Annotated in this window: 11 protein-coding genes; 3 read left to right on the forward strand and 8 right to left on the reverse strand. The window is 60.1% G+C overall.

Annotated features, from left to right (window positions below):
• Nucleotides 1-233: 233 nt before the first annotated feature.
• Nucleotides 234-1361 (reverse strand): N-acetyl-alpha-D-glucosaminyl L-malate synthase BshA, encoded by a 1128-nt coding sequence (bshA, locus tag VHE34_RS08475; protein ID WP_325586700.1) that lies wholly within the window; start codon nucleotides 1359-1361, stop codon nucleotides 234-236.
• Between the two features lie 150 nt (nucleotides 1362-1511).
• Between bshA and VHE34_RS08480 the strand changes: the two genes are divergently transcribed.
• Together VHE34_RS08480 and VHE34_RS08485 are read left to right on the forward strand one after the other, a co-directional pair.
• Nucleotides 1512-2957: a M20/M25/M40 family metallo-hydrolase gene (locus tag VHE34_RS08480; protein WP_325586702.1), complete on the forward strand. Its 1446-nt coding sequence runs from the start codon at nucleotides 1512-1514 to the stop codon at nucleotides 2955-2957.
• 105 nt (nucleotides 2958-3062) lie between these two features.
• Nucleotides 3063-3422 (forward strand): hypothetical protein, encoded by a 360-nt coding sequence (locus VHE34_RS08485; RefSeq protein WP_325586704.1) that lies wholly within the window; start codon nucleotides 3063-3065, stop codon nucleotides 3420-3422.
• A gap of 110 nt (nucleotides 3423-3532) precedes the next feature.
• Here the strand turns inward: VHE34_RS08485 and VHE34_RS08490 are convergent, their stop codons facing one another.
• Nucleotides 3533-4441, reverse strand: coding sequence for an SAM-dependent methyltransferase (locus tag VHE34_RS08490; RefSeq protein WP_325586706.1), 909 nt, complete (start codon nucleotides 4439-4441; stop codon nucleotides 3533-3535).
• A gap of 1 nt (nucleotide 4442) precedes the next feature.
• On the reverse strand, nucleotides 4443-5204 hold the full coding sequence (locus VHE34_RS08495) for an EI24 domain-containing protein (RefSeq protein WP_325586708.1): 762 nt from the start codon (nucleotides 5202-5204) through the stop codon (nucleotides 4443-4445).
• Between the two features lie 72 nt (nucleotides 5205-5276).
• Between VHE34_RS08495 and VHE34_RS08500 the strand changes: the two genes are divergently transcribed.
• Entirely contained in the window at nucleotides 5277-5960 is a 684-nt protein-coding gene (locus tag VHE34_RS08500; RefSeq protein WP_325586710.1) for a DNA-3-methyladenine glycosylase, read from the forward strand.
• Between the two features lie 29 nt (nucleotides 5961-5989).
• Here VHE34_RS08500 and VHE34_RS08505 read toward each other — a convergent pair whose 3' ends face one another.
• The 5 genes from VHE34_RS08505 to VHE34_RS08525 form a co-directional block, all read right to left on the reverse strand.
• The gene (locus VHE34_RS08505) at nucleotides 5990-7369 is read right to left on the reverse strand and encodes an arabinofuranosidase catalytic domain-containing protein (RefSeq protein ID WP_325586712.1); all 1380 of its coding nucleotides are present in this window, start codon (nucleotides 7367-7369) and stop codon (nucleotides 5990-5992) included.
• Between the two features lie 205 nt (nucleotides 7370-7574).
• On the reverse strand, nucleotides 7575-8699 hold the full coding sequence (locus VHE34_RS08510) for a PorP/SprF family type IX secretion system membrane protein (RefSeq protein ID WP_325586715.1): 1125 nt from the start codon (nucleotides 8697-8699) through the stop codon (nucleotides 7575-7577).
• 141 nt (nucleotides 8700-8840) lie between these two features.
• Nucleotides 8841-9491: a uracil phosphoribosyltransferase gene (gene upp, locus VHE34_RS08515; protein ID WP_325586717.1), complete on the reverse strand. Its 651-nt coding sequence runs from the start codon at nucleotides 9489-9491 to the stop codon at nucleotides 8841-8843.
• A gap of 127 nt (nucleotides 9492-9618) precedes the next feature.
• Nucleotides 9619-10545: a sensor histidine kinase gene (locus tag VHE34_RS08520; protein WP_325586719.1), complete on the reverse strand. Its 927-nt coding sequence runs from the start codon at nucleotides 10543-10545 to the stop codon at nucleotides 9619-9621.
• Between the two features lie 109 nt (nucleotides 10546-10654).
• Nucleotides 10655-12946 carry a sensor histidine kinase gene (locus tag VHE34_RS08525; protein ID WP_325586721.1) on the reverse strand — a complete coding sequence of 764 codons (2292 nt, stop codon included), beginning with the start codon at nucleotides 12944-12946 and terminating at the stop codon, nucleotides 10655-10657.

Consider the following 12946-nt stretch of genomic DNA (forward strand, 5'->3'; position numbering starts at 1 on the left):
AACCGCCGCACAGCGGCGGTGCGCGAAGCGCCAACATCGGCCCTACTAGATTGCGAAGCAATCGGTACAGCAGTCGCGGGTTACCAACCCGGAACCGCACCGCCGAACGCCCCATCGACGCCCACGCCCGGCTTGCGCCAGGGATTGCAGCGGCAGCCCCCGAGGGTGGCACCGGTTGCTTCGCAACCTGGCGGGGCCGATGATGGCGCTTCGCGCGACGCCGCTATGCGGCGTCAGGCTAAGGTCAAAAACCTATTGTACAGCGCCTCGTATTGCGGGACGATCCGGTGGATATCAAAATTTTTTGCGTGGGCGGTGGCATTGGCCTTGAAGGTCTTCAGCACCTCATCGTTCTCGAGGATGCGGATGGCGTGCTCGCTCATCCCGCGGATGTCGCCGACGTCATCGAGATAGCCCGTCTCGCCCTGGACCTGGATCTCCGGCAGCCCGCCCGCATTCGTACTGACGACGGGTACCCCGGCAGCCATTGCTTCGAGGGCTGCGAGTCCAAAGCTTTCATATTCCGACGTGAGGAGGAAGAGATCGGCAACGGCCAGGATCTCTTCCATCTGCTCCTGTTTGCCTACAAAACGGGCGTCATCACAGATATCGAGCTCGCGGCAGAGGCTTTCGGCGCCGGAACGCTCGGGGCCGTCGCCGACGAAGAGGAGCTTGCTGGGGATCTCCTTGCGGACGATCTCGAAGATGCGGACGATGTCCTGGACGCGCTTGATCTTTCTGAAATTCGAGGCATGGAGGAGAATTCTCTCCCCGTTGGGGGCGATGACGCGGCGGAAGGCGTCGATGGGTTTGCGGTGAAACCGGTGCGTGTCGACGAAGTTGTGGATGACCCTTATTTCCTTTTCGATGGCGAACGATCGGAATGTCTCATCGCGAAGGTTCTGGGAGACGGCCGTGATGGCGTCGCTTTGGTTGATCGAGAAGGCGACGACGGGGGCGAACGTTTTGTCCCGGCCTACGAGGGTGATGTCGGTGCCGTGGAGGGTGGTGATGACGGGGATATAGCGGCCCTGGGCCTCGACGATCTTTTTGGCCATATAGGCGGCGGAGGCGTGGGGGATGGCGTAATGCACATGTAATAGGTCCAGCTGGTGATTGATGATGACATCCACCATCGCGCTTGCCAGGGCCGTCTCATACGGGGGATAGTCGAACAACGGGTAATTGGTGACGCGGACCTCGTGGTAGAAGATGTTCGCGTTGAACTCGTTGAGGCGCACGGGTTGTTGATACGTGATAAAATGCACCTGGTGACCTTTGTCGGCCAGGGCTTTGCCTAGTTCTGTGGCGAGGACGCCGCTGCCGCCGAAAGTAGGATAACAGACAATTCCGATGCGCATGGGATAAATTTTGCGGTTCGCTAAGGTAAAGGAATTTTTAAGGCCATCCCAGATGGCCTGGCCGAAGGCCCATCTTTAGATGATGGTCGGAGCGGGCTTATTTTTTGGTTTAAGCCCGCGGAGACCTATCTTAGCCGCAAATTAACATCGATGCACCCTAAATTGTTGAGTCGCAGCTTACTCATCTTTTTATTTGTTACAGCGGCGGTAGCCGCGGTGGGGCAGACGGCCGATGATTCGGCGCTGATCCGGCGGCTGGCGGATACCATCTTTATGGACGGCAAGACCTATGGCGATCTGCGAACGCTGACCAAGACCGTGGGACAGCGGCTTTCCGGCAGCGCCGGTTATTATAAGGCGGAGAAATGGGGACAGGCGGCGTTGGGCGATGCCCGGGCGGACAAGGTCTGGTTGCAGGAGTGCATGGTGCCGCACTGGACCCGGGGTGGGAAGGATGAGGCGTATTGGACGGTTCATGGCGCGGGGGCTGCGGCGGCCGGGAAAGGTGCGGCGGCAACGGGAGGCACGATGGCGACCCGGGGAAGCCTCGATATCCTCGCGCTGGGGAACTCGGTGGGCACGGGGCCCAAAGGGATCACGGCGCCGGTGATGCTGGTCCACAATTTCGACGAGCTGGAGCAGCGGAAAGACGAGGTGAAGGGCAAGATCGTCTTCTACAATTATAAATTCAACCCCCATTTTGTCGAGACCTTCCAGGCCTATGGCGATGCGGTGAGATATCGCGCGATGGGCGCGAGCAGGGCGGCGAAGTATGGGGCGCTGGCGGTGCTGGTGCGAAGCATGAGTGAATCTGTGGACAACAACCCCCATACGGGGGCGCTGATGTATACCGATAGCAGCCAGAAGATACCCGCCGCGGCGGTGGGGTTGAAGGATGCGGACCGGCTGGCCGACCTGTTGGAAACCTTTGGCGGGCAGAACGCAAAGGTGTATCTCCGCACGAATGCGAAGATGCTGCCCGATACGCTTGCCCACAATGTCATTGGCGAGATCCGGGGATCGGAATTCCCTGATGAATATATCACGGTCGGCGGTCACCTGGATAGCTGGGACCCGGCAGAGGGGGCGATGGACGACGGGGCGGGTTGCGTGCAATCGATCGAGGTGCTGCGGGCGCTGAAGGCGATCGGCTATAAGCCGAGGCATAGCATTCGCGTGGTGCTGTTTGCCAACGAAGAGAACGGCGGCCGCGGCGGGCGGGCCTATGCGGCAGCGGCGAAGACGAATGGGGAGAAGCATATCCTGGGTCTTGAAAGCGATGCGGGCGGGTTTACGCCGCGGGGGTTTACGCTGTCGCTTTCCGAAGAGAAGCTGGCGGCCATTCAACCCTGGATCCATCTGCTGAAGCCTTATGGGGTCTATGAGTTCGAGAAGGGCGGCGGCGGCAGCGACGTGAACCCGCTGGGACCGCAGCTGGGTGCGGTGGTCGGCGAGCTGCGGCCGGACTCGCAGCGCTATTTCGACTACCATCATGCGCGGAACGATGTGCTTGAAAATGTCAACAAGCGCGAGTTGGAGCTGGGAGCGGTGAATATGGCGGCGCTGATCTACCTGGTGGATAAATATGGGTTTTAGGGTCTCCCGCCGGAGGGTATGCGCCCCGGCGGGCTGCGGTCCGCGGCGCTGCGGTCCGTGGCGCTGCGGTTCGGCGACTGCCTGACTTTCGGATAATTCCTGAATATGAAAAAATTTCTCGGCATTGCGGTGGTGGTGATCGTGTTGGCGGCGATCGTCTGGTTCTATTTCCGGTACGAGCGGCCCTTTGGCGAAGGCGTCAAGGCGGGGACGCTCAACTATGTCGTATATAAGGGCTATATCTGGAAGACGTATGAAGGGGAGGTGATCCTCGCCGGCTTCCAGAACAAGCCCGTGTTGCAGAGCAACGAGTTTACTTTCAGCATCGAGAACGAAGCGGTGGCCAAAAAGCTGGAGCTGGCCAGCGGGAAAGAAGTACAACTGCATTACCATGAATACCTGGGGGCGCTGCCCTGGCGGGGGGTGAGTAAGTTTGTGGTGGATAGCGTGGTGTCGATCCGTTAGGGGCAGGGATTCCTGGACCGAAAGCCCCTTGAGGGCCAGAGGCCCCGGCCGAAGGCCAATGATTAGAAAATGGGCCAGGGGCGCAGTCTTGGCGAAAGCCCGCAGGCGCATCAGGCGAGCATGGCGAAGATGGTGGGCTGCTTGTGGAGGTCGGGGCGTGCGGTTGCATCTGCCTGGCCCGGGGCGCCGGGCTTTGCGGCGGAATTTGTGGCGGAGGTTGCAGCGGGCGCCAGCTTGCGCCAATCGGCGATGGTCAACGTGCGGATGTATTCGGCGGGACCGGTGAGGTTGGCGGCGATGCAGAGGCGGGTGGAGGGGCGGCAGTTGGCGAGGATCGACTCGAGCAATTGATTGTTCCGATAGGGGGTCTCAATAAAAAGCATCGTACAATTCAGCCGCTGGGACTCGGTTTCCAACTCTTTTAGCGCCCTGGCGCGGGCGGCGTTGTCGACGGGGACGTAGCCGGTGAATCGGAACTGCTGGCCGTTGAGGCCGCTGGCCATCAGCGCGAGCAGGATCGAACTGGGACCTACGAGGGGCCGCACGGTGGCGCCGGCCTGGTGTGCGGCTTCGGTGAGGATCTGCCCGGGATCGGCGATGCCGGGACAGCCGGCCTCGCTGATGACACCGATGGTCTTGCCTTCTTTCAACTTTTGACGGAAGACGTTCTTTACCTCCTCTTCCGCTTTGTGGATCGGGTACCATTCATACTCATCGATGACCATTTCTTTCCATAGCGCCTTGAGGTAGCGGCGGGCGCTGCGTTCGTTCTCCACGAAAAAGACGGTGCATTGCTTTACGGCCTCGAGGATATACGCGGGGAGGGGGGCCGTGATGTGCTCTTCGAGCCAGCAGGGGATGAGGTAGAGGGTGGGACCGGGGCTTCGGGGGCTCGTGGGCGAGGGATTGCTGGTGCGGGGCACGGGGTTGGAGCCTGCCGGGGCTCCGACAGGTGCGCCCTTGCCGGGAGCGCTTGCATCGGGGGCCTCTTCCTTGCGGGGGGGAGTATTGGCGGCCATCCTACTCGAGATTTTGGTGATAGAGACTGATCGTGGCGGCGATGACGGCATAGGCGGGGGCGAGGACCCATCCGACGATGGGGACGAAGTGCATCCCATAGAAAACCATGCCGTTGCCGATGGCGAGGCCCTTGTGGTTGCTGATATAGGCGATGCTGGCGGCGGCGGGGAGGTTGTGCCGCTGGCCGCTGTAGTCGCACATCGAGAAACCGTAATAATAGCACTCGATGAAGATGGCGATGACGGGGGTGATCCAGCCGATGAGGGGGATGAAGGCGAGGATGAGGATGCAAACGATGTATACGGATTGCCAGAAGGCGTTGCGGAGGGCGAGCCGATTGGCACGCCGGAGATCGGCCCAGAGTTCGCGGTTCAATTGGAATTGGAAGTCCTTGCCGGTGATGAGGGCTTCCGTCTGTTGACTCAGATACGCAAACAGCGGCGAGCCGATGATGAGGAACAGATATTTGAACAGCGAGAAAAAGAAGAAGACGAGCACCACGTGCACCATGCTGCCGCCCATGATGAACAGGAAGCTGAGGGCTGCGCTTTGCCGGTGCTGGAGGAAGCGGTCGATGCCGATGAAATGGCTCAGCCAGGCGACGGCGTCGCCGGAGAGGCCGAGAAAGAAATACATGCCGATGATGAAGAGGATCGTATAGAGTGCTCCCGGGATGATGATCCACTTCCACAGCTTATGCTTGGTGATGAACTGGTGGGCTTTTACATAAGACTGGAAGGCTATGATAATTTCTTTCAGCAAAAGAGGCGATTTTTGTTTATTTGTCGGGCCGGGCAGCGGATAAGGGTTACTATCTGCCAAACCTACGGATTTATGACGAACCAACAAAAGAAGACGCCGCGCGGCGGACAGGGGGAGAAGGAGGCGATGCCGGCGCCACTGGCTATCCTTCCGGATTCCTTTTACGATCGGCCGGGCGTCCTGGCGGTGGCGCGGGACCTGCTGGGGAAGGTGCTTGTGACGAACTTCGACGGCGGGCGGACCTCGGGGCGCATCGTGGAAGTGGAAGCGTATAACGGTGTCGTGGACCGGGCGAGTCATGCCTGGTCGGGGCGGAGGACGGGCCGGACGGAGGTGATGTTCGGACCCGGAGGGGTCGCCTATGTATACCTGATCTACGGCATCCACCACCTGTTCAACGTGGTGACGAACAAGCGCGACGTTCCGCATGCGGTGCTGGTCCGGGCGCTGGACCCAATGGAGGGGATACCGGTGATGCTTCGGCGCACCGGTAAGAAGAAATTAGACCATACTCTCACGCGCGGGCCGGGCAATCTCTCGCGGGCGCTGGGGCTTCATACCTCGCACACGGGGACCTCCCTGCGGGGCAATACCATTTTTATCGGCGATGATGGATACCGGGTGAAACGCGGCGGGATCGTGGCGACGCCGAGGATCGGGGTGGATTATGCGGGGGAGGATGCGGCGCTGCCGTACCGGCTTTTTATCAAGGGGAATCCTTATGTGAGCGGGCCCAAAGGGGCCGGCCCCGGTTGACGACCGGCTGCATGGTTGGGGCCCTGCGTTTACTTTAGGACCAACTGGACGGTCGTGCCCCCCGCACTGACCAGATACAGGCCTTTCGGGCAGCCGTCGAGATCGATCTCGCGGACGCCGGCATCCAACCGACCTTTCCAGACGGCTTTTCCATCCATGCTGAGGATCGATAGCGTGACGGGGATATTCACCCGAAGGGATAATCGCGCGGCGGATACCGGGTTTTGCAGCAGCTGGAAGGCCGGGGTCTGACCCGCTGTGGTGCATCGAACGGCCGCCACGGGGCTGTATTCCGTTTTGCCGTCGTCGTCCGTGCGCGCGATGCGATAGTAGTTATCGCCCGGCTGGGGTGAATAATCGATATACCGGTAGTCCCGGGGCGTGGAGCTGTTGCCGGCCGCGGGCAGGGTGGCGAGCGGGGTCCACGAATAGCCGTCGGTGCTATGGTCGACGGTGAAGTCGCGGGAGTTGTGCTCGGTGGCGGTCTGCCAGGAAAGATAGGCTTTGCCGTTATCGGCCCGGGCGGTGAAGCTGAGACCGGTGACGGGAAGGGTGACGAGACCGAAATAGGAGAGCTGGTTGGTTTCAAGCGCCAGCCGGCTGGCGGTGGGGAGCGCCGCGGCGAAGAGGAGGAGTTCGCTATATCCGCCGCCGCCGGAGATGACGTGGCAGCAGACGCCCCGATCCATCCCGATGTTGTCCCAGCCGGTGCCGCTCGACGGGGTTTGTGGTTCCACCTCTTCGAGGCTGAGGGAAGCGGGCCAGGGCATGGCCAGGGGGCTATAGGAGGAGCCGTTGGACCAGGCGGCGGCGTTCTGAACGGATGTCGAAGCGAAGGTGTAGAACAGATTGACGCCGGGATTGGAGTGCCAGTTATACGATCCGGAGGAAGAGAGGAGGAACCCGTAGCCGCCCGTGGCGAATTTCATGACGCTGGACACATGGCCGACGGTGGTCATGGCCGAAGGCAGGACGAGGGAGTTGTAGCCGACATGCGGGAAGCCCCAGAAGCGGGCAAAGGGTCTGGCGTTCTCGCGGTTGATGATGCCGGCGTTGACGAGAACGGGCTGGTTGCCGGCGGTGGACTGGGTGAGGTTGACGCCGTTGCCGCTTTGATCATACCAGGTGGTGATATAGCCGCTGTTGGCGCCGACGAAGCTGATCAGCGATGCAGTGTCGAGTTCGCCACCTGCGGTGAAACCGATGTCCTGGGTGGCGTTGTCGCTGCTGCGGCGGATGTTGATGGATTTGCCGCCGTAGGACGAACTGAGGCGGCGGAAGCTGTACGCTGCGCTGGCGTTGACGCCGGCTCCCAGCCCAGCTTTGTCGAGGGTGTTTTGCGCCCGGGCGAAGAGGGTGGGGCACAGCAATACGGCCATGATGGCGGTACGGGTCTTGAGGTAGTTCACGTTGTTACAATATTGGATCGGGTTAGGAAGCCCTATGGAAGTAACTGCGCGCCTACCGGAATTATTGCGACCGGCGCTCAAATTAGACCCCAGGGTGGTAAAAAAGCGGGGATTCTGCCCCTGGAGGGTAAAAGGGGGGCGCGGGGGGGCGGCTGATTGGGGTGTGCGTTATGGATTGCGGATTCCCGGCCCTGGGCGCCTTCATCTAGAACCTCGGGCAGGGAATGCCGTGCTGGCCGTTACTTTTCTTCTTGATATAAATAAGCGAGATCTCGATGCCGCCGCGGCTTTGCGATGCCGTTTGGAGGCTCGAAATGTTGACGTCATAGGTGAGGCCGAGGCTGAAGTCGCTATAGTCGAGGCCCACGTATGGGATGAGGGCGTCCGTGGTATTATTGGTGAAACGTCCCCAGAGGCCCGCGTAGAAATTGACGGGGTTTGTCTCGTCGGTGGAGGCGGCGACGGACCAGGCGCCACCAATTACATACTGACGGGCGCCGGCCTGCTGACTGGCCAGTGCACTGACATAGATGGTGCTGGGCGAGCCGGCGATGGGGAAGAAGCCGCCGCCGTGCACAGTCACCCGCGTGGGAATATTTATCGTATCCACTCCGAGGAAGGAGACCTTGGGATGGTTGAGGTGATAGGCAGAGGCGCCGATGTAGAAATTATTATTCCCGTTGGTGGAGGCATTGTACAAGAGTCCCAGGTTGGCGTCGAAGAAATGGACGCTGACAAATTGGGAGTTGATGGCTTCGGACGGCGATCGGAGCCAGGTGCCGTCGAGTTGAAGACCGTCTTCGAAGGTGAGGCGGGTGCCATCGAGGGACTGGTTGCCGTAGGTGCCCTGGAAGCCGACGCCGAGGGAATGATAGCCGTCGAGGTCGAGGGCTTTGTGGTACGCTGTGGAGAACGAGACGTAATTGGCGTTGAGGATGCCGCTGGCGGTCTTGTCGGTCATGGCCATCAGGCCGATGCCCCAGGTGTCATTTTCGGGGAGCCGGCCCGTGAGGATCGGCGCGTCGACGGAAATGGTCGACGTGATGAAGGCATTATTGATGGTAGGCCATTGGTTGCGGTAGTTGCCGGCCACGCGGACGACGCCATTGAACTTGCCGGTGAGGGCGGGGTTGAGCGTGAGCGGGGAGGCGAAGAACTGGGAGAATCCCGGGTCCTGGGCCCTTGCAGCCGGCATGCTACATAAAAGGCTGAGGATCAGTGCTGAAAAGAGGGGCCAGCGGCGGAGGGTCGGGCTGCTCGGGTTTTTTGGGACCGACGCGCCGGCGGCGGCGGCGGTCCTGCGGATTGTAAGGTTCTCTAAACGCTTCATAAACAGTTATGCATTAACGACTGCACCACGAATAAAATAAAGACGGGAAAAGCAATCACACGGTTGGGTGGAAAGCGGCAAATCGACCGAAAAAATAACAAAAAAGGCGGAGATTGGAAAGTTAAAGTTGTGGGCGCGCGCTTACATCTGCACCTTCGATCCAAAGGCGAGGTCGCCTGCGTCGCCGAGGCCGGGGACGATGTATCCCTTGGCCGTGAGCTCGTCGTCGATGGCGCCGCACCATATCTTACAATTGGGCTCGGACCTGAGGACGAATTCGATGCCGACGGTGCAGGCGATGGCGACGACGACATGGATCTCGGCGGGATGGCCCTCTTCGCGCAAATATTGGATGGTCTTGACGAGCGAGGCGCCGGTGGCGAGCATCGGGTCCGAGACGATGACGACCCGGCCCTCGAGCTCGGGGCAGGAGACATAATCGAGGCTGATCTCGAAACTGCCGTCGCGCTTGTGCTTGCGATAGGCGGAGATGAAGCCGTTGTCGGCCTTGTCGAAGAAGCTGAGCAATCCCTGGTGCAGGGGCAATCCGGCGCGAAGGATCGTGGTGATGACGGGCTGTTCCTTCAGCACCTTGACGACGGCGATGCCGAGCGGGGTCTGCACCTCTTTTTCCAGGAATGGGAGGGTCTTACTGATCTCGAAAGCAGCCACTTCGCCGATGCGTTCGAGGTTGCGGCGGAATCGCATCCTGTCCTTCTGGATGTCGACGTCGCGGATTTCGCTGATCCAGTCGGACAGCAGGGAATACTGCTCACTAAGATTGACGACCATAAACGGGATTTGCGGGCGAAAATAGGTCTTTTATTGGATTTTGCCGCGCTTGTGGCAGGCCTGGATTGGCGGCCGGCAGGGAGTTGCCATCGCCAGGGGTTGCGATCGGGGAGTGCCGCGGACATCCTTATTGGGCGAAGTGGTGACCAGACAGCGGGGCGGGCTCGTGGAGAGGGTTGGAGTGGCGGGTGAACGTAATCGTTAGGTCCACACCGGGGGCGCTGGTGAGGTGGAAGGTTCCGTCCAGCTGGGCGGTGAGGGTTTGGATCAGCTGGATGCCGAGAGTGCCGCATCGGCTGGCGTCGAAGCCGGGCGGCAGGCCGATGCCGTTGTCGGTGATGCGGAGGATGAGGGTGGCCGTCGCCGGGCCGGCGGTGCGCTGGTGCGGGTGGGGTGGGTTGAGGCCGATGGGTTGCTCGTGCAGGGAGATGCGGATGGTGGGTGGGGCGGCGGCCGGGCCGGGACGATGGGCTTCGGCGGGAATGAAGGAGCCGGACGTTCGGGCGGAAGCCTCATTGTCGGGGAAGGCGTACTTGACGGCATTGGTGATGGCCTCATTGAGGATGAGCCCGAGGGGGATGACCTGCGAAACGTCGAGGGAGAGGTCGGCGATATCGAGATGAAAGGCGATGAACCGGTGGGCGCAGAGGCTGTCGCGCACGTATTCGACGAGATCGAGGACATAATCGCGCATGCGGATGGTGACCCTGTCGGAGCTTTCCAGGTACAGCTTTTTGTGTACAAGCGAGATGGTGTTGACGCGGGCGCCGATGTCCTCGAAGGCGCCGATGGCGCTCTCGTCTTTCATCCGGACCGACTGCATGTGCAGCAGGCTGATGATGATCTGCAAATTGTTCTTTATCCGATGATGGATCTCGCGGAGGAGCCACTCCTTTTCCATCAATAATTTATCCTGCCGGTGCATGAGTTTTTCGAGTCGGCCGGCCAATCTCCGGCGGCTGCGATAGCGTTCGCAGAAAATACCGGTAAGGACGCCTACCAGCAGGGCGCCGGCGGCGAACTCCAGGGATGATATGTTTAGCCAACTTCTCATCGGCGGAGGCAGGAAGGCAGGTAGCAGAGGCGGGGCGGCGGGTTTGGGGGGAACAGCGAAGATACATTGGGAACTAGAGTTCCAGATCAACTATGGGGGACTTCTTCACCTAATTCCGGGAAACTGGGTAGTTGTCCGCACGGGCATTGTTCTTCGTCATTGGTTCCAACCAGGGAAAGCAGAGCCGGATCAGAAGACCGTGAGACCCGGCGGCGCCGGGATCAGTGGTTGGATAGAGCCGCCTGCCGGGGAGGTTTGCAATCACCAGCTCTCCTTCGAGCTGGAGGCTGAGGGTGTGGATCAACTGGAGCCCAAGTGATTTGGAGCCCGCCGCATCGAAGCCGGCGGGGAGACCTACCCCATTGTCGGCAATTTGGAGGGTGATACAGGATTCGGGTGCTTCCTTCAGGGAAATGCAGATGGTGGGTGAAACGGCGGATCCGCCGGGGAAGGCATATTTTATCGCATTGGTGATGGCCTCGTTGAGGATGAGCCCGAGGGGTATGCATTGGGAGACATCGAGGACCAGTTGCTGGATGTCGAGGTCGAAAACGATCTTGTGCCTTGCGGCCAGGCTTTCCCGAAGAAAACCGACAAGCTCGCGGATATATTCCTGCATATCGATGGTGGTCATGTCCTGGCCCTCCTGGTAGAGTTTTTTATGCACCAGGGAGATGGTGTTGACACGGGCGCCGATCTCATGGAAGGCGCTGACGGCGATCTCATCCTTTAGTTCGCCGGCCTGCATATTGAGCAGGCTGATGATGATCTGCAAATTGTTCTTCACCCGGTGGTGGATCTCACGGAGCAGCCATTCCTTCTCGCCGAGGAGCCGCTCCTTTTCGCCAAGCAGGTGTTCTTTCTCGCCGAGCAGCTTTTGCTGGCGAATGGAGATCTTTTCGAGGCGGAGGGACATCCGGCGGCGGGTCTGCCAGCGGTTATAGAGGCCGGCGGCGAGCAGGGCAAGGAGGGCGGCGCCGGCGATGAGGCTGTTGCGGACGATGCGGTCCTGCTTTTCGGTGGCTTGCTGAAGGCGGGCCTGGAGAGCGTTTTGCTTTTCCAGATCGGTGATATGCTGGTTCTTCTTTTCCGTCTCGGCCCGGATGCCCAGGTCGGCGACCTCCTTGTTCAATCGGTAGTTGGTGAGAGAGTCGTGCAATAACTGGTATTGCCGCAATGCAGCGACGGCGCCAATATAGTCCCGTCGCGCACTGTCCACCTGGTAACGCAGGAGCCAGCAATTTTCGAGGTAGGAGGCTGCGGTCACACCCTTCAAACGAGGGCTCAACAGGGTGTCCAGGAGGACCCCGGCCCGGGCGTACCGGTGGGTCTCGGTATAAAACGTCGCAAGACTGAGGTAGGGGACAACCTTCTGGTAGGGAGTAACAAAAGGCAAGCGGGGCAGCAGCGTAAACATCTTTTTATAATATCGCTCCGCCGAATCGTTTTGGCCCAACGCATGAAACACTTCCGCCGTGGAAACGGCAAAGAACGCCCTGTCGCCATCGTTCACCTGCGAAGAGAGGGAAGGGGTATTGACGGACCGTAACAGGCGGAGGGCCTCCGCGGGCTTTTGTTGTTGCAACAGGATCCTGACATTCCGGAAGACAAGCGCCCCGGGGTATTCGAGGGCGAGCGGGTTTTGAAAATAAAGGGCAAGCGCCTTGCCGGTATTCTCCAGGCATTTTTCGAGATCCCCAGTCGAGAACCAGGCCCGGGCAACGGTCTCATAGCCTACTCCGTCGACGGGGCCGGCAGGCGTTTCCGCGACGCGCATGGCGTCGATGCCGAGAGCGAGGGCTTCCTTCGTTTTACCCTGGATGACATAGAAGAAAGACAGATTTTGATAAGGGAATGTCGCATGCTGACGCAAGCGCTGGTTCTGCCGGATTGCGATGGACTCGTACCGGATCACGAGATCGGGTCGCTGGGCGTAAATAAAGTTGGTGATGGTCTCGGCAAATTGGTTGATGGCGCCTCGCTGTGCGATGGCCGGGAGCTGTGGCAACAGACTGTCATTATCGGCGACCAATCTGTCCACCATCAGCGTTGTCAAAGGAACGAGCGTGGTATCGATGGGCGCCAGATCGGAAAGCGTATTGACAAAGATATTTTCGGCGACGATATCGCCGGACCGGCGAACAGCCTGAAAATACTGAACCGCGAGCCGGACAACCTCTTTTTTTTCCTTCACGGTCAAAAGCCGCTCGACGAATGCCGCATAGGTTTTGGCGGTGGCCATCCGCCCGCGAAGGATGGGCCGATGGAATTCGAAGGAGGTGGGATACCTGCCCTGGGTGTTGTCAGGGGATGGCGGATGGGACGGCGGGCCCGGCGGGCTTTGTCCGTGGACGGCGAGGGCGGTGAGCCCCAGGATGAAGAGGATCGGCGGGATCTTCAT

It is taken from the genome of Puia sp. (assembly GCF_035546395.1).
Taxonomy (GTDB): Bacteria; Bacteroidota; Bacteroidia; order Chitinophagales; family Chitinophagaceae; genus Puia.

Excerpts from the sequence above, each read along its gene's own strand:
- bshA (WP_325586700.1), bottom strand. The coding sequence starts at position 1,361 with ATGCGCATCGGAATTGTCTGTTATCCTACTTTCGGCGGCAGCGGCGTC.
- VHE34_RS08480 (WP_325586702.1), top strand. The coding sequence starts at position 1,512 with ATGCACCCTAAATTGTTGAGTCGCAGCTTACTCATCTTTTTATTTGTT.
- VHE34_RS08485 (WP_325586704.1), top strand. The coding sequence starts at position 3,063 with ATGAAAAAATTTCTCGGCATTGCGGTGGTGGTGATCGTGTTGGCGGCG.
- VHE34_RS08490 (WP_325586706.1), bottom strand. The coding sequence starts at position 4,441 with ATGGCCGCCAATACTCCCCCCCGCAAGGAAGAGGCCCCCGATGCAAGC.
- VHE34_RS08500 (WP_325586710.1), top strand. The coding sequence starts at position 5,277 with ATGACGAACCAACAAAAGAAGACGCCGCGCGGCGGACAGGGGGAGAAG.
- VHE34_RS08510 (WP_325586715.1), bottom strand. The coding sequence starts at position 8,699 with ATGAAGCGTTTAGAGAACCTTACAATCCGCAGGACCGCCGCCGCCGCC.
- upp (WP_325586717.1), bottom strand. The coding sequence starts at position 9,491 with ATGGTCGTCAATCTTAGTGAGCAGTATTCCCTGCTGTCCGACTGGATC.
- VHE34_RS08520 (WP_325586719.1), bottom strand. The coding sequence starts at position 10,545 with ATGAGAAGTTGGCTAAACATATCATCCCTGGAGTTCGCCGCCGGCGCC.
- VHE34_RS08525 (WP_325586721.1), bottom strand. The coding sequence starts at position 12,946 with ATGAAGATCCCGCCGATCCTCTTCATCCTGGGGCTCACCGCCCTCGCC.